This is a genomic window from Sagittula sp. SSi028, from assembly GCF_048553715.1.
GTDB lineage: Bacteria > Pseudomonadota > Alphaproteobacteria > Rhodobacterales > Rhodobacteraceae > Sagittula.
The window spans coordinates 1-1569 of record NZ_JBLZNC010000039.1; the positions used below are offsets into that span (position 1 = coordinate 1).

Below are 1569 nucleotides of genomic sequence, written 5' to 3' on the forward strand. Positions count from 1 at the left end.
GCCTATTCGCCCTTGTTCATTCTGTTGTGAATGAGGTCGTCGACGACGGATGGGTCGGCGAGGGTTGAGGTGTCGCCGAGGGTTGCGTAGTCGTTTTCGGCGATTTTGCGCAGGATGCGGCGCATGATTTTGCCAGAGCGTGTTTTGGGCAGTCCCGGCGCCCATTGGATCAGGTCGGGGCTGGCGATGGGGCCGATTTCCGTGCGCACCCAGGACCGCAACTCCTTGCGCAGATCTTCGGTCGGGGCGACCCCGTTCATCAAGGTGACATAGCAGTAAATGCCCTGGCCCTTGATATCATGGGGGTAGCCCACCACGGCGGCCTCTGCGACCTTTTCATGGGCGACGAGGGCGGATTCGACCTCTGCCGTGCCCATGCGGTGGCCCGAGACGTTGATCACATCGTCGACGCGGCCGGTGATCCAGTAATCGCCATCCGCATCCCGGCGACAGCCGTCACCGGAGAAGTAATACCCCTTGTAGTCCGAGAAATAGGTCTTCTCGAACCGTGCGTGATCGCCCCAGACCGTGCGCATCTGCGCAGGCCAGCTGTCCTTGATCGCCAACACCCCTTCGGTCGGAGAGCTGTCGATCTCCACACCCGACTGCGGGTCCAGCACAACCGGCTGCACGCCAAAGAACGGCTTCATCGCGGCACCGGGTTTGGTGGCATGCGCGCCGGGCAGGGGGGTCAGCAGGTGCCCCCCGGTTTCCGTCTGCCACCACGTATCGACGATGGGACAGCGGCCTTGCCCCACCACATCATTGTACCAGTTCCACGCCTCGGGGTTGATGGGTTCGCCCACCGTGCCAAGCAGTCGCAGCGAGGATAGATCGCATTTCGTTACGAAATCGTTGCCTTGCCCCATCAAGGCGCGGATTGCGGTGGGCGCCGTGTAAAACTGGTTAACGCGGTGTTTCTCGCAGACCTGCCAGAACCGGCTCGCATCGGGCCAGGTGGGCACGCCTTCGAACATCAGCGTCGTGGCGCCATTGGCTAAGGGCCCGTAAACAATATAGGAATGCCCCGTGACCCAGCCCACATCAGCGGTGCACCAATAGACGTCGCCATCGTGGTAATCGAACACAACCTCATGGGTCAGACCGGCGTAAAGCAAATATCCACCAGTGGTGTGTACGACTCCCTTCGGCTGACCCGTCGAGCCGGAGGTGTAGAGAATGAACAACGGGTCTTCGGCATTCATTTCAACGGGTTGGTTGGTGTCAGCGGCCGAATCGACCAGCGCGTTGTAATCAAAATCACGCCCGTCCACCCAGGTGGTCTGGCCACCGGTGCGCTTGACGACCAGGCATTTGACGCTGTCCTTGCAGTGCAGCAGCGCCTTGTCCGCATTGGATTTCAGCGGGGTCTTGCGGCCACCGCGCGGGGCTTCGTCTGCGGTGATGACGAGCTTGGCATCACAGCCGTTCACACGGGCGGCCAGCGCGTCGGGCGAGAAGCCCGCGAAAACGATGGAATGGATCGCCCCGATCCGCGCACAGGCCAGCATGGCATAGGCGGCCTCGGGGATCATGGGCAGGTAGATGATGACGCGGTCGCCTTTGCCG

General features: G+C 61.8%; 1 protein-coding gene. It reads right to left on the reverse strand.

All coding sequences use genetic code 11. The features are described from left to right. Positions 1-2 precede the first annotated feature (2 nt). A partial coding sequence (acs, locus tag ACN5AZ_RS18635; protein WP_419430393.1) for an acetate--CoA ligase occupies positions 3-1569 on the reverse strand: 1567 nt, incomplete at its 5' end.